This window comes from Brachybacterium timonense (assembly GCF_900258505.1).
Taxonomy (GTDB): Bacteria; Actinomycetota; Actinomycetes; order Actinomycetales; family Dermabacteraceae; genus Brachybacterium; species Brachybacterium timonense.
The window spans coordinates 548,494-566,687 of sequence record NZ_LT984895.1 but is presented as its reverse complement, the minus strand read 5'-3'; the positions used below and the strand labels follow the sequence as shown (position 1 = coordinate 566,687).

Genomic DNA, 18,194 nt, shown 5'->3' with positions numbered 1-18,194 from the left:
GTCCTCAGCTGGTCAGCAAGGCACACTCAGTCGCGCAGACGACTGCCGATCTCAGCACCCGCCGAGGCACCGGGGGAACCGATGAACTCACCGGCGGAGCTAAGCCACTGCAGCAGCTGCTGAAGGATGCTCAGGTCCTCCTCGCCCGTGCCGATGGCGCTGCCCACGCGTCCCGCGGGGGCCGCCGACGTCGCGGCGCCGCCCTCGCTGGCCTCACCGACCGTGTGGGCGCGGCTATCAGCGACAGGACCGGCAGCCTCTGCCGGAGCCTCGCTGTGGCCACCACCGGATTCGCCGGCGCCCGAGCCCCCTCCGGCACCGCCGCCAGAGCCCCCACCGGACTCGCCGCCCCCGCCGGCGCCGCCAGCAGACTCACCGCCACCGGCGCTGCCCGCATCCGACCCGCCGCCGGACTCACCGCTGCTCGAGGCGCTATCAGTGAGCGCATCGCTTGAGGAACTGAAGTCGGAGACGCTGTCCCCGCGACCTACCCCAGATTCCAAACCGGAGAGCTCGCCATCGAAGCCGATCGCATCGCCCACCATCGGCCCCGGGCTCAGGGTCGACATCAGCTGGTCGAACACCAGACCTGCGGTCAGAGCACCGCCGATCATGCCGCCGACCGCCGGGCCGAACATGCCAGAGAGCAGGCCAGTCGCCAGCCCGATGCGGCCCAGTGGCGTGTCGAGGAACGAGGCGAGCGCTTGCTGCAGAGGCGGGGAGCCATCGCCCACCAGCGCATCACGCACGGCCTGCGTGACCTGGCCGAGCACCTCTGCGAAGCCGCCCTCGGGGCCATCGGCCAGGCCGAGGACGGAGGCGAGCCCCTCGCTGATCGCACCGGAGGTCACCGCGTCAAGAACGGGAGCCACCATGTTTCCGAGCAACGTTCCTGCGACAGCGTCGCCCAGGCCGCCGGTCGCTTCCAATGCTGCCAGCGCCCCCGCGCCGCCGCCACCGGCACCACCGCCGCTGCCGCCAGCACCGCTACCAGCACCACCGCCCGCACCGCTGCCACCACCGGCACCACCGCCACCGCCAGCACCACCCGGACTGAAGGCCCCGGGTGCATCAACAGTGGAGGCGCCATCCTGCTCATCCGCGTTGTCCAACAGACGACGCGCACGATCTCGCAGCTCGAATGAGCAGTCCTCCAGGTTCGGACGAACGCGACCGGTCCAGTCCGCGCGGAATTCGTCGGCGTCCTCGCCGATCCACTCGATCGAGTCGATCACGCTGTGCAAGGCCGTCGACAGATCGGCGACCGCCTCGGAGCGTCGCGCCATGATCGAACTCATCGTGCGCAGCGCTTCAGAGTCCGCACCGTAGAAACCGGTCATGCTCAACGCCCTCCCTCTCACATCCTGTTCGGCTCACGTGCGAAACCGTCAGTCATCACACCGCATGCCACCCCGTCGTCACTGACCAGCCTAGAAACGATCCGCCATTGAGAACATGGGGAGGAGTCCCCATGGGGATAACGGGGCAGATGTGCTGGCCTCGTCACGACTGCTCAGAGCGACTGAGCGCGCTCGCCCACCCATCCGGGCACGCGGTCCGCGCCGAAACGCTCCACCCAGCGCTGCGCCACGAGGGCATCCACCCCGCCAACGCCCTCAAAGTCACCCGGGTCTTGGTCAAAGTTCATCTGCGAGGAGACTGCGATCCGGTCAGAATCCTCCTCGCGGCGCTGCGCATCGATCCGCAGCGACACAAAAGCTTGCGACTGCTCGGCACTGGCCTGCTGCAGTGCGTCGATCAGCAGCGTGATCTGGGCGTCCTCACCGAACTGGGTGTCGCCGCCGAGCGCACTGCCGTCGGCGTCCTTGACCACCACACGACCCACCCACCCGGTGCCATGAGGGATGAAGGCCATCGTCAGCGTGCGCCACGTCTCCGACAGGTTTGCCGACACCAGCACCTCACGTGCCAGGTCCTGGATCAGCGCGCCCTGGCGCTCCATCGGCGACGGGCCCGCCGCCTCGGTGCTCTGCGTCATCGAAGTCACTCCTTCTTCACGAACGTCGCGCCGTCAGGGTAGTTCGGAAGGTGCGCATCAACGACCTGCTTGCCGTTTTCGTGAATCGCCACGTCGTAGCTCTCGGGCACGTACTCCCACGGTTCACTGCCCTTGCCGACGCCCGGCGGCTGCTGATCACCGAAGGTCACGCGCGTTTCGTACGAGTAGCTCTTGCCATCCTCGATGCCGTCCACCAGCAGCGACTCGAAGGCGTAGATGTTATCCGTGCCCTGGCGCGCCTGGTTCACATCGTCCCACTGCCGGGTGTAGTTGATCTCCTCGCGGATACCACCCAGCTGGCGGGCTTCCATGTGGCCGGCGTTGAACTCGATCGTTTCCGTGCCGTCGGAGGTCTTCATGTCGAAGCGGTCAGCGATCTTCGACTGGATCGACTGGCTGCGGCTCATGTCGCGGTCGACCTCGACCTCGGGAATGTACATGTGCTCGGTACGACCCAGCTCATCGGTCTGGTAGTACGTCTTGTCGTTGACGTGGTACGTCACATCCGGCAGCACCTGACGCAGGTTCGGGTTCATCTCCTTGCCGCCGCCCTCGGCTTCGACGTACACGATGCGGCCATCACCGTCGGTGTAGTACTCGCCACGCTCCCCCACGCTGTAGCGGGTGTTGGGCTCAAGCTCGATCTGCGCGCCGTCCTTGTCGATGCCGAAGGGGGCACTGCCGGAGCCCGGGTACAGGTCATCCCCGGAGGTGACCTTCACGGTGTCGGTGGTCTTCGGCGGCTCGAGCTGCATACCGGAGTCGTTGAACTGCAGGGTGCTCTCGCCGATGTCGCCGGAGGCCTTGCCTGCCGCGAAGGCAAGCACGCTCTCGCCCGCGTCACGGACGGTGCCCATGAGGCGGCCAGCGGCATCTCGACCTGATTCGACCGCATCACCCAGGGCACCGAAGGCCTGCAGCGGCATCGACATGGACGCCAGCTGGATGGAGTCAGCGGGCATCTCGACGATGGGGGCGTCACCGGCGCCGTTCATCAGGGCACCGCCAACGCCACCGACGTCTGAGGCACCGTCCTGCTCTTCGGCGTGCGTGTCGATCTCGTCGGCCCGGGAGCGGATGGCATCGGAGCAGTCGTGTAGTGCTGGCCGAACGCGCACTGCCCAGTCAGTGCGGAACTCCTCGGCGTCGGGCCCGATCCAGTTCACCTGGTCCACCATCGCGGCCAGGCGCGCGGCGAGGTCCTCTACCTCACCAGCCCTCGCCGTGAGCACGGACCCGTGCTCACGCAGGGCTGCTGTGTCCGCCCCCAGGAAACCGCCCATAACCGCTCATCCTCCGCCCATGCGCCCGCTCGCCGTATTGGCTTCCGCCACCGGTCATCAACGCTAAGAGTGCAGGTGAGAGCGGGGAATGGGGAGAACTCCCCATGCGGATCTTCTGTTCACGTATCCAGGATGCACACCACGAGGCCGCGATGGCTGAACACCACCGAACGTTCGAGTGGGTCGCCGGGAAGATCCGCGTCCACCAGGTCCACGCGGGCACCGCGCGGGGCCTCACGCAGGTCCGCAACAGCGATTGTGCCCTCCGGTAGCGCGCCCGGGGCGCGCAGGTCCTGCGCGCACTCGGTGACCTGCTGCAGGGCAACGTCCGGCACATCGCCGAGGCCCTGCATGCCGAGCACCTCGCGGTAGAGCTCGCGGTCCATCACCTGCTCGGCCCGTTCGGCACGTGCATCGACGTCGCCATCCCCGACCACGGCCGGATCCACGGCGGCCTGCAGCGCATCGGCCACGCGATTCAGGTAGCCGCCAAGGTCCGACGCAGCGAGCTGGAGGGCGAGGTCCTCACCGATCCCGTACACGGCCCCCGGCGTCCCGTCGGGGTCGATGGCGAGCACCACCGCGGACTCCGGATCCTCGTGCAGCGGGTAGTAGGTCTCGGCGGGGCCGAGCAGCGTGTAGGGGCCCACATCGGTGCGCTCTTCCGCCAGCAGAGTCAGTTCAGTGATGCCGTGGCGCACGATCCCGCCGAACTCGTCGACGATCTGCTCGAGCGCCGGCGGCGGATCAGCGCTCACGTCCTCATCGCTCTGAGCGAGGCCCGCGATAGGCGTGAGGTCGTCAGGATGGGTGAGGGCAAGGGAGGCAAGGCGCTCCAGAACCGGACGCTGCGAGGCGATCGGTAGGGGCGCGGCGCCCGTCGGCCACGGGACGGCTGAAGGCAAGCGTGTGCTCATGCAGCAATGCTGGCACAGTCTCACCATCGCGACCGGGCCGTGACCTCGACGGCCCGAATGCCGCATGATGTGCCTGCCCCACTGCCGCTCAGGGAGGTCCTCATGGGACGCGAGATCACCGATACCCGATACACGCGCGGTCAACGCACCAGGTATCGGCATGCGCTGCGCCGCAACCTCGATATCTTCGAGCGATTCCTGGACACCGCCGAGTTCGTCGACGAAGGCACAATCGGTGTCGAGCTGGAGATGAACCTGGCCGACGCGGACACATGGCAGCCCGCGCTCAGTTCGGTCGAGGTGCTCGATGCGCTCGATGACCCCGACTTCGTGCATGAGATCGGGGTGTTCAACCTCGAGATGAACCTGCCGGTGACCCATCCCGACGGCGACGGGCTGCGCATGCTCGAGCAGCAGCTCGAACAGCGGATGCAGCGCGCCGACGCCGCCGCTCAGGCGAGCGGGGCCCGCATCGTGCCCGTCGGCCATCTGCCCACGCTCGAGGAGGACCTGTTCCGTTCGGGGGCGTGGCGCTCCCCCGGCGCCCGCTATGCGGCGCTCGATCATGCGGTGTCCGAGGCGCGTGGCGAGGAGATCGCGCTGTCGATCAAGGGCGAAGGAAAAGGCCTGGAAGCGACCTTCGACTCCATCGGACCGGAGGCGGCATGCACCTCGATGCAGCTGCATCTGCGGGTGCCGCCCGAGCAGTTCGCCGCCGCATGGAATGCGGCGCAGGTGATCGCGGGGCCGCAGCTAGCGCTCGCGGCGAACTCTCCGTTCCTGTTCGGCCGACGCCTCTGGCATGAGACGCGCATCCCCGTGTTCGTGCAGTCTCTGGATACGAGACCGCCGGAGTATGCCGCGCAGGGCGTTCGCCCCCGGGTGTGGTTCGGCGAACGCTGGATCACCTCGATGTTCGACCTGTTCGAAGAGAACGTGCGGATGTTCCCCGCGCTCATCCCCGAGTCACGATCCATGGCGGAAGAGCCGCTGCTCACCGAGGGCGCCGCACCGCGCCTGCACGAGCTCATGCTGCACAACGGCACCGTGTGGCGCTGGAATCGCCCGATCTACGATCCCGGCACCAACGTCCCCCATCTGCGACTAGAGAACCGGTTGCTGCCAGCGGGCCCGACGGCCGTGGACATGGCCGCGAACGCCGCCCTGTTCTACGGGCTGGTGCGCACGCTCGTGCATGAGCGCCGCCCGCTGTGGTCGCGGATGAGCTTCGAGCAGGCCAGGGAGAATTTCGAAACCTGCGCCCGCTGGGGCCTCGAGGGTCGGGTGCGCTGGCCACGACTGGGTCGGGTCCGCGTTGCGGACCTGTTGCTGGAGCAGCTCATTCCGCTCGCAATGGACGGTCTGCGGGATCTGGGCGCCGACGGCAGTGTGGTGGATCGGTACGAGCATGTGCTCGCCGAACGCGCCCGCAGCGGCCGCAACGGTGCCCGCTGGCAGATCGACACGGTCACTTCGCTCGAGCTGCGGGGCATGGACCGCCCGCAGGCGCTCGCGGAGATGACGCGCCGCTACCGGGAGTGCGTCGACTCCGGCGCCCCGGTGCATGAGTGGCCGTTGCCGGTGCAGGAGCAGCGCTGAGCATGTCACGCGAGCCGGTTTCCGGTATATGAGCTCCCGGCATATCGATTCCCAGGAAATCGGAAGGTGCTCCACAGCCCACGTTCTGACTGCAGTGCTTCACTCAACCCAACGCGTCACCGGAGGGACCGCTGACTGAGGAGGAGGCGGGATCCCGACGACCGGGACGCGGGGGAAAGGGATGGCCCCGGCTCGTGGGGACGGGCCGGGGCACTTTCCTGTCTGAGGGCAGACCGATGCTGCGTGCTGCGTGCCTCAGCGCTTCAGATCAATGCCGAAGACTCGCCGCACTGCTGCGACGGTGTGCCGGGTGAAGCGCCGGTCCGAGGGCGTGGTGGCGAGCGGCACGAACAGTCCTGGATGCTCCGGATGCGTCACGCGATCATGCGTGCCGCCCGAGGCGACGGTGAATCCCGCCTTCTCGAGCGCCGTGAGGAGTTCTCGTCGGCTGGTGGGGTGGCGGGTGCCGCGCCCGCCACGGGCCGACGGGCCAGCGGTCTCGAGATCGCGGTCGGGATCATGCGCCGCCTCCTCCGGCCGGACGCGCAGCGCGTAGGCGGTCGGAAAGACGCCGATCACCGTGTTATCGGACCGTCGGACCTGGACCACGAGGGTGCCGCGCAGGAAATGATCACTGACCCCGCCATCGGAGCTCCATTCCTGCTCCGGCTGCGCGACGACCTCGACGATCGCCTGTGCCTGAAGATCCATCGGCCCCGGGGTGCGGATCAGCTCCTCCTGAATCCGCAGTGGCCGCAGCAGCGGACGGGGGTCCTCCGGACGCAGCACGTGCACCGCCTCGGGCGGCGGCGGCCCGCCGGAACTGGGAAGGCTGCGGCTGCGGAGCCGACGGGATCTGCGTGCGTTCGGATGCTTCGCCGCAGGCTCCGCCTGCTGGGAGTCCGCCTGCTGGGAGTTCGCTTGCTGGGAGTTCTCCTGCTGAGACTTGGCCTGAGACTCCTCGTGCTGGACCGTCGCCGTGGGCTCGGCGCTGCCTGCAGGAGATGCCGCGCCCTGGGCCTGCTCCTCCTGAGGACTGCGCGGGCGAGCCGGTCGGGAGGTCCAGTCGACCGGCCGCACGCGGCGAGCCGGATCCGTGCGGCCGCGCAGCGCACGCGGCGTGGGCGGCACCGGGTGCTCCTTGCTCATCACGGGTCCTCTCGCTGCGCTCCGCCTGGCCCGAACGATCCTGCCACGGCCGGGCGAATGCTGAACCGATCCGGCCGTGACCAGGAGCGTTCCGATACGCTATGTCTGTTCATCGGCCCCGATCCCCAGGGACTTCCCGTGCGCGCACTTCGCTTCACCTGCGCCGCCATCGTTCTGCTGGCGGCTGGCTGCACCGGCGCAGCCGACCCCGGCCCAGCTTCCGACCCAGGGCCGACCTCGGATGCGGGCGGTGCAGCGTCGGCCTCCGACGGTGGCGCAACCGCCGCCACCGTGCCTGACGACCTCGATCCGATCCCGGTCACGCCAGCGCCTGCCGACTTCACTCCGCCATCGGGCGGCTGCACGGGCGAGGGAATGCATCTGGTCCAGCCCGGAAAACCCACGGACCCCGCTTTACCGGAACGCGCGGGCGAGACCCTGAGCATCGGCCTGCACTCGCTGGATGACGCCACCGCTTCGCTCACCGCAACCATCGGTAATGGCGAGCCACGGCCCATCGATCCGGCGGCCGTGGGCGACACGATCGAGATCGACCTGTGGACACTGTCGGTGACGAGCATTTGCCCCGACACGAAGCAGGTCGAGTTCGACGTCATCGACTGACGTGGACGCCCACCCGTTCGACCTCGACCGAATCGGGCACGGCCTGCCCGTCGCCCGCGCTCGAGACGAGCTCGACCGCGCGACGGCCACGGGTGCCATGGTGGTCACCGCCCCGCCCGGTACCGGGAAGACGACCCTGCTACCACCCCTGGTCGCGAACCGGGTGCACGGCCGCGTGCTGGTGACGCAGCCGCGTCGGGTCGCGGTGCGTGCCGCTGCCCGCCGCATCGCCGAGCTTGACGGATCGGTGCTCGGAGAGCGGGTGGGCCTGACGGTGCGCGGGGAGCGGATCCTGCAGCCGTCGGCGCGAATCGAGGTGCTCACCCCCGGTGTGCTGCTGCGTCGGCTCCTCGCCGATCCTGCGCTGCCTGACGTCGGCGCCGTGCTGCTGGACGAGGTGCATGAGCGGTCTCTCGAGACGGATCTGCTGCTCGGGATGCTCGCCGAGGCGCGTCTGCTGCGCGATGACCTGCTGGTCGGCGCCATGTCCGCCACGCTCGAGGCGCAACAGGTTGCGGATCTGCTCGATCCCGCGACCATCGTCGAGGTACCCAGTGCACTGCACCCGCTCGAGGTCCGTTGGGCGCCAGGGCCGACGCCGCGCCTAGACGCTCGCGGTGTTCACCCGGGTTTTCTGCGACATGTCGCTCAGCTGGCCCGTGAGGAGGCGTCGCGGGATGAGGGCGATGTGCTCGTCTTTCTGCCCGGCGCCCGGGAGGTCGACGCCGTGGTGCGGGAGCTGCGCGGTGTCGGCGCAGCGGGTACGGGGCGTGCACGTGTACCGGATGCTGCGGGAGGCGCAGAGTCGTCTCCTCGGACAGATTCGCCTCAAACGGGACCGACGCGGCCCGAGGTGCTGCCACTCCATGGCCGCCTGCCCGTCGCAGCACAGGACCGCGCCACACGCGGGGGTGCTCCCGGCAGCCCACCCCGGATCATCGTGTCGACTGCGGTGGCGGAGAGTTCCCTGACGGTGCCGGGTGTGCGCGCGGTGGTGGACGCGGGCCTTGACCGGCAGGTACGCCGCGACCGGCAGCGCGACATGACGGGGCTTGTCACCGTCAGCGCCTCGCAGGCCTCCGCGACGCAGCGCGCCGGGCGCGCCGCCCGTCAGGGCCCGGGCCGGGTGGTGCGTGCCTACGCCGAAGAGGACTTCGCGCGCATGCCCCAGCAGGCTCCGCCAGAGATCACCACGGCTGATCTCACCGATGCGATGCTCTGGCTGGCCAGCTGGGGCACCCCTCGCGGCGACGGACTTCCGCTGCTCACCCCGCCGCCGGCTCTCGAAGTCGATGCAGCGCAGCACGCCCTGCATGCGCTCGGCCTGGTGGAGGAGGACGGCAGCATCACGGAGCACGGACGTGAGGTCGCGCTGCTGCCTATCGGCGTGCGGGAGGCGCGTGCGCTGCATGACGGCAGCCGCCTGCAGCTGGGCCGCTCTGGCGATGGCTCACGCCGTGCCGCTGAGGTGACGGCCCTGCTCAGTGGGGATGAACGGGCCGACGGCGCGGATCTTGCCGCCCTGCTGCGCCAGCTGCGACACGGACGCGATGACCGCGCACGCCGATGGCGACGCGAGGCTGATCGACTGGAGCGCCTTGCGCGCACACGCATGACGAACACCCGGCCGGGGAGCGCGGATCGGCCGAGCACGGACCAACCGGGCGGCCACCGGTCGGGCGCGACGAACCGTACCGAGGCGGAGCAGGTGGGTGCCGTGGTCGCGCTCGCCCGCCCGGACTGGATCGCCCGGTGCCTTCCCGGTGGACGCACCGTGCTTCTCGCTGCCGGGACGCGGGCAGCGCTGCCGCCAGCCTCGACCCTGATCGGCTGCGACTGGGTCGCCGTGTGGGACGTGCAGCGGGCAGCGGGTCAGCACGCCGACGGCACGGGCGCCGTGGTACGAGCCGCCGCGGCACTGCATGAGGACGACGCCCTCGCGATCGGCGCGCCGCTGCGTACCGCGGCTCGCGAGGTGACGGTGCGGGACGGCACGGTGTCGGTGCGCGAGGTGCAGCGTCTTGGCGCGATCACCCTGCGAGCCACCCCGGTGGCGGCGACACGCGACGAGGCGGAACAGGCACTGCTCGACCACGTAACGGCGGCCGGCCTGGACGCTCTGACCTGGAGCGATGCAGCCGTATCACTGCGATACAGGCTCGGAGTGCTGCACCGCGAACTGGGTGCCCCGTGGCCCGACGTACGCGCGGCTGCGCTGTGCGCGGACCTCGCCGCCTGGCTCGGCGCCGCGGCTGCGGATGCTTCCGGGCACCTGGACCGGATCGACCTGCTCGCTGCGTTGCGCGCGCTCCTGCCTTGGCCGGAGGCCGCACAGCTGGATGCGCTGGCTCCGGAGCACCTCGAGGTGCCCTCGGGGTCGCGGGTGAGGCTGTTGTATCCCGACCCGGATGACACCGACGGACGCGTGGTCGCCGCCGTGAAGCTGCAGGAGATGTTCGGCCTGGCCGAGACGCCGATGCTGCTGGGCGGACGCGTGCGGGTGCAGATGCAGCTGCTCTCCCCTGCTCGTCGGCCGCTCGCCGTCACTGATGACCTGCGTTCCTTCTGGGACGGGCCGTACCAGCAGGTCCGACGGGACATGCGCGGCCGCTACCCGAAACACCCGTGGCCGGAGGATCCGTGGAGCGCTCCGGCCACGGCACGCACACGCACACGCTGAGGCCCGACGGCGTGCGATCACGCAGCGCACGACCAGCCACCGCCCGAACGCGCGGGCGCTGATTCGCGGGTATTCGCCGGTGGCGGCACGGCTGCCGCCACTGCACACTCAGGCGCGCGGTTCGCGGCCGTCCACGCCGGGAGCTGGCGGAATGCGGTCGGTCTTCAGCTCATCGACTGCTGAGCCGTCGGCCCCCTGCTGGTCCCCCGCTGCCGCGTCGGCCTGAGGGGCGACTTTCGGCATGCGCGGCACGGTCTGGTCCAACGCGGCCGCATCCGGCACGAAGGCGTTCGCGGCCGACGCATCATCGTGCGCCGGGTCCTGCGACGCCTCCTGCGTGGCCGGCGCCGTCGCTGCTGGCTCGTTACCTGACACGTTCGATGCTGGCGCGCGGTCCGGCACGTTCGATGCTGGCGCGTTGTCCGGCTCCATCGCGGATCGCAGGCTCTCAGCGATGGCAGCGGCTGCCTCTGAGTAGGCGGCACGGGTCGCCGGGGCGAGCGCGACGATGTCGATCCGGTCGCCGGCCTTCAACGCCGGGTCGAACGGCACCGACACAACCGCGGCGGCCCGCTTCTCGAACTCGGCGCTGATCTCCTCGACGGTACGCAGATAGGCCTCGTCGGCGGCTGCTCGCGGCTCAAGATCCTGCAGCAGTACGACTGCGCGTCGGACCAGTTCGTCATGACCGGTGGACGTGAGGGCATGCATCATCTGCAGCGCCACCTTGGCGGAGTCGCGGCTTGCCGTCACCGGGATCACCAGCTGATCTGCGGCCGCAACCGCTGCCTGGAAGTGCCCGGCGCGAATGTTGTTACCGGTATCCACCAGCACCATTCGGTAGAACCGCGTGAGGATCTCGTGAACCGTCTCGAAGCCGTCGGCATCGACGATGTCCTGGCGGATGAGCGTGTCGTCAGAGGCGAGCACGTCGAAATGCGCATCGCCCTGCGGACGCACATAGCGGTCCATCTCGCTGATCCGCGAGCTCTGCACCGAGCCGAACCGCTCGGCGGATTCCTCGAGCAGGTCGATCGAGGTGCGGGTGTTGATGCTGGCCAGGGAGCGATCCCCGAGCGTTCCCATCGTCTCGTTCGCATCCCACGCCACGACGAACCCGCCACGGGCGATGCCCATGATCGCCGCCAGCAGGTACGTGCTGGTCGTCTTGCGGGAGCCACCCTTGGGGTTCGCCACCAGAATGGTGCGCGGACCGTCGTACTGCGTTTGGATCAGGGCGCGTCGGGCGCGTTCCTGCTCGCGCTGCTCCTGGGCGCTTGCCTGCTGACGTGCGCGAGCATCGTCTGCGGGGAACGGTTGGGCGGGTCGCTGCGGGTCCTGCATCGGCTCGTGCTCCTTGTCTCGGGGGTCATACGGGTGTCCTGCGGTCTGCGCGGTTTCCGGCATCTGCGAATCGTGTGACGCGGGGGCGGGCGGCGCGAACGACAGGTCGGGGCCGCCCTCATCCGGTGAAGGGCTCTCACCCGTCGCGTTCTGTGGCGTATCGGTCGCCCGCTGGGTGTTGCGCTGCTGGTCGGCGTCGAAGGCTTCACGCCGGCGTGCGAGTTCCTCGGCGCTGGGCCGCACGGCCATGCCCATGCTCGCGAGCAGGCCCCGAAAACCGTCTCGCGCGGGTGCGGCGGCCTGGGCCTGCCATGCGGCGTCGGCCTCGGACGTCTCGGCGGCCGATGGGCTGGAGGCGGAGCGAGGCGCCGGAGTCTGCGCCGGGTGCGGCGCGATCTCCAGCGGTGCAGCGGGCTGTTCGGCGCTCTGCTCTGCAGCATCGCGATCACCAGGACCATCCGCCATGGCGCCGTCGGCCCAGGTACCGTCGGCGTCCTGGGACCAGACGTCGATGCCGTCATCGATCGGCACCACCGGGTCAGGACGAGAGGCCGGCGCGGAGCGGCGCCCCGGCTCAGCGGCGGTCACGCTGCTCGCGTCATCGCTCGCGATGGCGCCAGCGACCCGTTCGGCACGGCCGTCGGGGTAGATGCGAAGCAGGTGCTCGCGCCCGGCCTCACGGACCTGTGCTGTCACGGGGTGCCCCTGAGCCTGTGCATGTGCGGCCACGATGCGGACGGCCCGCGCCTCAGCCAGGTCGCTCGCCGTCTCCTCGATGGCATGCACGACGCCCTGGACATCGACGGTGGTCTGACCGCCGTGCCCGATGCTGATGCGGATGCTCATCGACTCCCTCTCCATCCCACGAGTGACAGAGGCAGGATAGGACAGGGCCCTGACACACGACCGAGTGCGGCCCGGTCACCGCGCGGCCACGGATTCAGTGCGCGGCGGTCGCGGTCGTGGCCGCAGTGATAGCGGCCATGGAGGCCATCATCGCGGCCATCGCACTGCGGATCTGCTTCGCAACAGCACTGGTGACGCCTGGGGCAGACGCCGTCTCGATCAGTTCCTTCGCGCGAGCGCTCAGCTCACGGCGAGACAGCTCCGGCAGATCATGCCGGAGGATCGCGTGAAGCACCTGCGTCGCATCGAGCAGACCCACCAAGATCGCGTCACGACTGTCGGGCTCTCCCTCACCGCGAACACTCCTCGCGATCCGTTCCCGAAGAGCCTGTTCGGGCTGCGGGTTCACTACAGGCCACCTGTTGCCGAACAGCCCGCGCCGCTGCTCGAGGATGCCGACGGATGCGAGAGCACCGCCGATCGCCTCGGTGGGGTTCATCCGACGGTGACCCATCACGCGAGAGATCGCTGTGCCGTCCAGTCTCTCGAGCTCGGGAAGGAACTGGTCGAGCACAGGATCACCGGTGGGTTCGGTGCTGATCACCTGCACGCGCGGGTCACGTCGATCATCCAGCGAGATCCGCTGGTGCAGCAGCAGCTCGGCCAGCACGGCGCCGACGAGGGCGTACTGCCGGTAGGACGTGGAGTCCTGTCGACCAGAGTCTTTCGTGAGCAGCAGGAACAGCTCGGAGGACAGGCTGAGGTGGGCGGGCGCGGGTTCTGAGGCAGTGGTGTGAATCACGCGAACAGTGTGCCGCACGGTGCAGATGAAGACGAGGGGTAGAGGAAAGCGAGGGTGCCGCTCGAGATGTGCTCGGGCTGCGGGTGACCGTAGGCACGTCCGGCGGGTGACAGTAGGTGCGTAACGCCGGGCGGGCGGCAGCCGCTTTGGCCGAGCAGACGGTATCCACCCGGGCCCAGCACATGACACCCCGGCCGGGCAAGCATCAACCACCTGGCCCCGCAGACGACGCCCACCCACCCTTTCGTGACCTTTCCGTGACCTTCGGTGGGGCTTGGGCGCCTTCGTTTGTCAGACCCCTCCCCGAGGGTGGAGTCATGGACATCGAGCAGTCGGGCGCACCGGAGCGTCACGCAGAGGGGCCACGAATCGTCGTCGGCCCCGATGGCGCCGTGCTCGCCGGCGGCCTGGATCTCGAGATGCTCGCGCAACAGCTTGCACGGCTCGCGCTCGCACCGTCCGCAGCATCCGGGTTGAGCGAGATCGGGACTCACGACGGCGCCCCGCCCAGGCTCAGTACTGCGGATCTGGACCACGCGCTCGCCGCTCTTGGCCGTGTGCGCGACGCCGCGGGCGCTCTCGAGGCGCGGCTTCTCACCTCCCGTGATGCTCGATCACGCGCCGACGAAGCCGCAACGGGCACGCCCGAGGCTGACCAGGGCCGCACCGTTGCTCTCGAGACGGCTATCGCATCACGTCGCGGGCTCGCAGATGCACGCCGACGGCTGCGCGCATCCCACCGTCTTGTCACAGACATGCCTCTGCTCTTCGCTGCTCTCGCCCATGGGCAGATCGACGAATCCGCTGCCCTTGCCGTGGGACGCAGCGTCGGCCCGTTACGGCCCGATGAGCGCACGCAGATCGACGAGCATTTATCTCGGGCTCTGCCCTACATGGACAGTGCAAGCCCCGGTGAGTGGGCGCGGGAAGCGGGGCGTGTGGCCCATCAACTAGACCCTGCAGGGCATGCGGGGCGTGCTGTTCGCGCCGGTCGCGAACGGTCGGTGAGCGTGCGTCCCGCACCGCACGGCATGGCAGATCTGCACGCGCATCTGCCTGCGCTCGAGGCCACCGCGATCCGCAAGCGACTCTCACTGGAGGCGGAACGGTTACGTGCGCACGGTGACCGTCGTGGCCACGGCGCGATCATGGCGGATCTGCTGTGCGACCACCTGCTGGGACGCGCCGACGGGACGAGCCCCGTACGGATCGACCTCGGCGTTGTGATCACCGAGCGCTCGCTGATGGAGCCCTCCCATGGCGAGCCCGCTGTGCTCGAAGGGTACGGTCCGGTCGCCGCTGAGGTGGTGCCCGACTGGGTTCGGCATGCGCCCGAAGCGGTCATGCGCCGCCTGTTCACACATCCGACCAGTGGAGAGCTGGTCGCCGTCGAGTCTCGGTCCCGTGCCGTGCCGGAAGGGCTCGCACGGCTGGTGCGCTGGCGCGATCAGCGCTGCCGTGCACCGTTCTGCGACGCACCGGTGCGAGAGATCGACCACGCTCGCCCCTGGTCCCGCGGAGGCAGCACGTCCCTGGAGAACCTGCAGGGCCTGTGCCGGCACTGCAACAGCATCAAAGAGTTGCTGCCCGCGGTGAGACCGGGCAGGATCATCGGCCGTCATGTGACGCACTGGGAGACGAGCACCGGGCGCGTGGCTCACGCGAGCGCACCACGACTGGTGGATCCACCACCGCCTGCGGCCGTGAACTGGCACGATCACCGTCGGCCCCAGCGGTTCACGGATCGGCAGTAGCCGAGGCTCCCCATCGGGCAGGATCGTCGCGCTCGCCTAGACTCCCCGCGTGCACTGCCCCCACTTCGACGCCGCGACCTGCCGGTCGTGCACGCTGCTCGCGCTGCCGCATGCCCGCCAGGTCAGCGACGGCGAGGCTCGCGTGCGTGCGCTGCTGGGACCTGGCACAGAAGACAGCGCCGTGTGGGGTCCGCCGATCATAGGCGACGAGTCCGGGTTCCGCGCCCGCGCCAAGATGGCCGTGTCCGGCACCGCGAGCGACCCTGTGCTCGGCCTGCCCGGGCAGGGCACCGGCGTCGACCTAGGCCGTGTTGCTAAAGGTGGCCGCGCGACTATTGCGTGGCCGTTTCAAGCGCAGCAGGACAGCTGGGAGGGGTCGGTGGTGAAGGACTGGCAGGCGAGCTTGATGCCTTCGGCCATGGTCAGGTAGGGCGCCCACATGGCGGCGACGTCTTGGTAGGTCTGGTGTCCCTCGAGGAGGAAGACGCCGGCGGCGGCGAGTTCACCGGCGTCCTTTGCGAGGGCGGTGAGGCCGAGGATGCGGCCGGTGTCGTCGTCGATGACGACCTTGATGAATCCGCGGGTGTCCCGGTTGACCAGTGCGCGGGGCACGTTGTCCAGCGGCAGCACGCGGCAGTTGCACCGGTAGCCGGCCGCCAGGGCCTGTGTCTCGGTCATCCCGACCGCGCCGATAGCGGGACTGGTGAACGTCACCCGGGGCAGGTGGCCGTAGTTGACCGTGCGTCCGGCCCCGGTGAAGGCGTTGTCAACGACCATCGCCCCGTGGTGGGCTGCGACGTAGACGAACTCCGGGTGCCCGGTGACGTCCCCGGCGGCCCAGATGCGCGGATTGGTGGTGGCCAGCGCGTCGTCGACGACGACCTCCCCGCCCACGCCGGTCGGGACCTGGACGGTGTCCAGGTTCAGGTCGTCGGTGACCGGACGGCGGCCCAGCGCCACCAACACCCGCTGGGCGCGGAACTGGCTGGCCTGGCCTTCGACCGTCGCGGTGGCGGTTACCTCACCGGTCGTCTCGTCCTGGGCGATCGTTTCGAGCTGGGCGTGGCGCAGCACCGTGATGCCCTCGTCGGCGAACACCGATGCCAAGACCTGGTTGACCTCGGGCTCCTCGGCGGAGGCCAGCCGGGAGCGGACCAGCATGGTCACCGTCGAGCCGAGCCGGGCGAAGAGCTGGGCCAGCTCCAGGGCGACGTACCCACCGCCGAGGACCAGCAGGGACTCGGGCACCTCGGTGAGTTCCATCGCGGTGGTCGAGGTCAGGTAGTCCACATGCTCCAGTCCCGGCAGGTCCGGGACCCAGGGGCGTGCGCCAGTGGCGACCAGATAGTGGGCAGCCTCGAGCACCTCGGTACTCCCGTCCGGGCCGGTGACCCGCAACACCGGCGCCTCTGGGGAGCCTCCGAAGGAGGCCACCCCCTGCCGGATCGGCCAGTCGTAGGAGGCGGCGAGATCGACGTACTTCGCCGCCTGCAGGTTCTCCACCAGGGATTGCTTGGCATGGATCAGGGCCGGCATGTCCGCCGGGCCGGCCGCGGTGGCGATGCCGGGGAACCGGCCGGGGGCGTCGGCGGCGACGTGCCGGGCCTCGGCGGCGGCGAGCAGCGCCTTGGACGGCACGCAACCGATGTTCACGCAGGTGCCGCCGACCGTGCTCCGTTCGATCATCACCACCGACTTGCCCAGGTTCCGGGCCCGGATCGCGGCGGAGAACGCCGCACCCCCGGAGCCGATCACCGCCAGGTCAACCTTTTGGTCCACTTGAGATACCCCCATCACTTGGCGAAATACTCCACTGAGGCCAGAATGGACCTTCCAGTGCAGGGCAAGGTCAAGCCCACCCCGCCGGAGACCCCGAGAAGAGGGCTGTCATGAGGATCGGTGAACTCGCCTCCGCCGCGGGCACCAGCACCAAGACGCTGCGGTTCTATGAGGGGCAGGGTTTGCTGCCCGCCCCGGACCGCACGGCCGCGGGGTACCGGGACTACGACCCGACCGTGCTCGACCGGCTGGACTTCATCCGCCGCGGCCAGGCCGCCGGGCTCACGCTGGCCCAGATCCAGCAGGTGCTGGAGATCCGCGACGGCGGGCAGGCGCCCTGCGACCACGTCCGCGACCTGCTCGACCAACGCCTGGCGGACATCGAGGACCAGTTGCGCAGCCTGAGCGCACTGCGCGACACCCTCACCGCTCTCCGCGACGAGGCCACCACCCTCCACCCCGACACCTGCGGCCCCGACCAGGTCTGCCGTTACGTCTGAGCCGCGCTACGCTGACCGGTGGCGAGCCAGTGGAGGGCGGCGGCCAGGCACAGACCGGCGTGGTAGCTGCCGGCGGTCTTGTCTGATCGCAGCGCGATCCCGCGCCACTGCTTGAGCCGGTTGAAGCATCGCTCCACGACGTTCCGGCCGCGATAACGGGCCCGTTGCTGCTCCCCGAAATCGATCGGTCGGCCCGGCCTGTTCCGACGGTGGGCGATCTGATCGTCGCGTTCGGGGATCGTCGCGGCGATGCCGTGCGCGCGCAACCAGGCCCGGTTCGCTTTCGAGGGGTAGCCCTTGTCGGCCAGCACCCGGTCCGGACGGGTCCGCGGTCTGCCGACCGCACCGGGCACGCGGATCTGGCCCAGCGTAGGGACCAACATGCTCGTATCGGCCGCCTGCCCCGGGGTGAGGATGAACGCCAGCGCCCGGCCGCGCCCGTCACAGACCAGATGCGTCCTTGTGGTCAGCCCGCCCCGAGAGCGACCGATGGCGTGGTCAGGCGTCTCCGGCCCGAACTTCTTGTAGTTCGATCCGGCCCCCTGTGTCCCTGGGCAAGGTCGCCCCATGCTGGTGCACGCGCACCACCGTGGAGTCGATCGAGGTCACCCAGTCCAGGTCTCCCCGCTGGTACGCCAGCGACTGGACCTTCTCCAACACCCGCGCCCACACCTCGGCCGTCGCCCACCGGCGAAAGTTCCTATAAATGGTGTTCCAGTTCCCGAACCGCGACGGCAAATCCCGCCACGGCGCCCCGGTGCGATACCGCCACGCCACGGCCTCCACCACAGTGCGCCGGTCCACCGGTGGGCGCCCCGTAGCCCTCACCGACGGAAACAACGGGCCGATCACAGCCCACACCTGATCCGAGATCACATCACGCGACATCCTCCAAGG

At 69.5% G+C, this 18,194-nt stretch carries 14 protein-coding genes; 5 read left to right on the top strand and 9 right to left on the bottom strand.

Annotation, left to right across the window (positions count from 1 at the left end):
* Positions 1-26 precede the first annotated feature (26 nt).
* The 4 genes from C8271_RS02440 to C8271_RS02425 all read right to left on the bottom strand — a co-directional run bounded on the left by C8271_RS02440 (position 27) and on the right by C8271_RS02425 (position 4,220).
* Positions 27-1,340, bottom strand: a complete 1,314-nt coding sequence (locus C8271_RS02440) for a WXG100 family type VII secretion target (RefSeq protein ID WP_106505963.1) — start codon at positions 1,338-1,340, stop codon at positions 27-29.
* Positions 1,341-1,513: 173 nt separating this feature from the next.
* Positions 1,514-1,999, bottom strand: coding sequence for a hypothetical protein (locus tag C8271_RS02435; RefSeq protein WP_106505962.1), 486 nt, complete (start codon positions 1,997-1,999; stop codon positions 1,514-1,516).
* 5 nt (positions 2,000-2,004) lie between these two features.
* Positions 2,005-3,303, bottom strand: coding sequence for a DNA/RNA non-specific endonuclease (locus C8271_RS02430; protein ID WP_106505961.1), 1,299 nt, complete (start codon positions 3,301-3,303; stop codon positions 2,005-2,007).
* A gap of 119 nt (positions 3,304-3,422) precedes the next feature.
* On the bottom strand, positions 3,423-4,220 hold the full coding sequence (locus tag C8271_RS02425; protein ID WP_170957774.1) for a hypothetical protein: 798 nt from the start codon (positions 4,218-4,220) through the stop codon (positions 3,423-3,425).
* A gap of 102 nt (positions 4,221-4,322) precedes the next feature.
* On the opposite strand from C8271_RS02425, the gene C8271_RS02420 reads away from it, so the two are divergent.
* Positions 4,323-5,819, top strand: a complete 1,497-nt coding sequence (locus C8271_RS02420) for a glutamate-cysteine ligase family protein (RefSeq protein ID WP_106507819.1) — start codon at positions 4,323-4,325, stop codon at positions 5,817-5,819.
* 255 nt (positions 5,820-6,074) lie between these two features.
* Here C8271_RS02420 and C8271_RS02415 read toward each other — a convergent pair whose 3' ends face one another.
* Positions 6,075-6,968: a type II toxin-antitoxin system HicA family toxin gene (locus C8271_RS02415; RefSeq protein WP_106505960.1), complete on the bottom strand. Its 894-nt coding sequence runs from the start codon at positions 6,966-6,968 to the stop codon at positions 6,075-6,077.
* A gap of 138 nt (positions 6,969-7,106) precedes the next feature.
* On the opposite strand from C8271_RS02415, the gene C8271_RS02410 reads away from it, so the two are divergent.
* Both C8271_RS02410 and C8271_RS02405 read left to right on the top strand, forming a co-directional pair.
* On the top strand, positions 7,107-7,592 hold the full coding sequence (locus C8271_RS02410) for a hypothetical protein (RefSeq protein ID WP_106507818.1): 486 nt from the start codon (positions 7,107-7,109) through the stop codon (positions 7,590-7,592).
* Between the two features lies 1 nt (position 7,593).
* On the top strand, positions 7,594-10,272 hold the full coding sequence (locus C8271_RS02405) for an ATP-dependent RNA helicase (protein WP_245920782.1): 2,679 nt from the start codon (positions 7,594-7,596) through the stop codon (positions 10,270-10,272).
* Between the two features lie 108 nt (positions 10,273-10,380).
* Here C8271_RS02405 and C8271_RS02400 read toward each other — a convergent pair whose 3' ends face one another.
* Together C8271_RS02400 and C8271_RS02395 are read right to left on the bottom strand one after the other, a co-directional pair.
* Positions 10,381-12,462 (bottom strand): AAA family ATPase, encoded by a 2,082-nt coding sequence (locus C8271_RS02400; protein ID WP_106505959.1) that lies wholly within the window; start codon positions 12,460-12,462, stop codon positions 10,381-10,383.
* A gap of 94 nt (positions 12,463-12,556) precedes the next feature.
* Positions 12,557-13,264, bottom strand: coding sequence for a GOLPH3/VPS74 family protein (locus C8271_RS02395; protein ID WP_170957773.1), 708 nt, complete (start codon positions 13,262-13,264; stop codon positions 12,557-12,559).
* 317 nt (positions 13,265-13,581) lie between these two features.
* On the opposite strand from C8271_RS02395, the gene C8271_RS02390 reads away from it, so the two are divergent.
* A complete protein-coding gene (locus C8271_RS02390) occupies positions 13,582-15,018 on the top strand; it encodes an HNH endonuclease (RefSeq protein WP_170957772.1) in 1,437 nt (478 codons plus the stop codon).
* 348 nt (positions 15,019-15,366) lie between these two features.
* Here the strand turns inward: C8271_RS02390 and merA are convergent, their stop codons facing one another.
* Positions 15,367-16,797, bottom strand: a complete 1,431-nt coding sequence (gene merA, locus C8271_RS02380; RefSeq protein WP_106505957.1) for a mercury(II) reductase — start codon at positions 16,795-16,797, stop codon at positions 15,367-15,369.
* A 110-nt stretch (positions 16,798-16,907) separates the two neighbouring features.
* Here merA and C8271_RS02375 point away from each other — a divergent pair, with 110 nt between their 5' ends.
* Positions 16,908-17,297, top strand: a complete 390-nt coding sequence (locus tag C8271_RS02375) for a heavy metal-responsive transcriptional regulator (protein WP_106505956.1) — start codon at positions 16,908-16,910, stop codon at positions 17,295-17,297.
* Here the strand turns inward: C8271_RS02375 and C8271_RS02370 are convergent.
* A protein-coding gene (locus C8271_RS02370; protein WP_425428182.1) for an IS5 family transposase occupies positions 17,288-18,185 on the bottom strand; the annotation gives its coding sequence in 2 pieces (ribosomal slippage) (positions 17,288-17,839 and positions 17,841-18,185; 897 coding nt in all). The genes C8271_RS02375 and C8271_RS02370 overlap by 10 nt on opposite strands.
* Positions 18,186-18,194: the final 9 nt, after the last annotated feature.

What these genes read in the sequence shown, in the direction of transcription:
- C8271_RS02440 (WP_106505963.1), bottom strand. Translation starts at nt 1,340, where the DNA reads ATGACCGGTTTCTACGGTGCGGACTCTGAAGCGCTGCGCACGATGAGT.
- C8271_RS02435 (WP_106505962.1), bottom strand. Translation starts at nt 1,999, where the DNA reads ATGACGCAGAGCACCGAGGCGGCGGGCCCGTCGCCGATGGAGCGCCAG.
- C8271_RS02430 (WP_106505961.1), bottom strand. Translation starts at nt 3,303, where the DNA reads ATGGGCGGTTTCCTGGGGGCGGACACAGCAGCCCTGCGTGAGCACGGG.
- C8271_RS02425 (WP_170957774.1), bottom strand. Translation starts at nt 4,220, where the DNA reads ATGAGCACACGCTTGCCTTCAGCCGTCCCGTGGCCGACGGGCGCCGCG.
- C8271_RS02420 (WP_106507819.1), top strand. Translation starts at nt 4,323, where the DNA reads ATGGGACGCGAGATCACCGATACCCGATACACGCGCGGTCAACGCACC.
- C8271_RS02415 (WP_106505960.1), bottom strand. Translation starts at nt 6,968, where the DNA reads ATGAGCAAGGAGCACCCGGTGCCGCCCACGCCGCGTGCGCTGCGCGGC.
- C8271_RS02400 (WP_106505959.1), bottom strand. Translation starts at nt 12,462, where the DNA reads ATGAGCATCCGCATCAGCATCGGGCACGGCGGTCAGACCACCGTCGAT.
- C8271_RS02390 (WP_170957772.1), top strand. Translation starts at nt 13,582, where the DNA reads ATGGACATCGAGCAGTCGGGCGCACCGGAGCGTCACGCAGAGGGGCCA.
- C8271_RS02375 (WP_106505956.1), top strand. Translation starts at nt 16,908, where the DNA reads ATGAGGATCGGTGAACTCGCCTCCGCCGCGGGCACCAGCACCAAGACG.